Annotated in this window: 1 protein-coding gene; it reads right to left on the reverse strand. The window is 29.3% G+C overall.

Annotated features, from left to right (window positions below; genetic code table 11):
- Positions 1–375: hypothetical protein (locus tag CWC16_RS20025; protein WP_212747471.1), on the reverse strand; the 375-nt coding region annotated here is incomplete at both ends.

Here is a 375-nt window from a genome sequence, read left to right on the forward strand (position 1 = left end):
ATGTAATCCCATCTATTAAAAGAGTTACCTCTTGAAGTTACATAAGCAGACTCCGCAATGATCATAAAACCACCATCTTTTCTTAGGATGATATTTTTTAAAAAAAACTGATTAAACGCTGCTTTTAGGTTTTCTTCAGCTCTAACTTCTTCTCGAAATTCATTACTAAATGTAGTAGTGCTATTCAATAATTCTTTATTGGTTTCTTTATCCCATAAAACATAATAAAGCCCATCAACATTTCCTTTACGGATTTTACTGAAGAAAGAACAGATAAGATAATGTTTATTTTTATTATCAATTTTTACCCTGGTATCGTCTAAAAAAATATTAGTTACTTTAACTTCTGAAATATCAGGAGAAATATTGCCCGCT

This window comes from Pseudoalteromonas sp. S3776 (assembly GCF_005886915.1).
Taxonomy (GTDB): domain Bacteria; phylum Pseudomonadota; class Gammaproteobacteria; order Enterobacterales; family Alteromonadaceae; genus Pseudoalteromonas.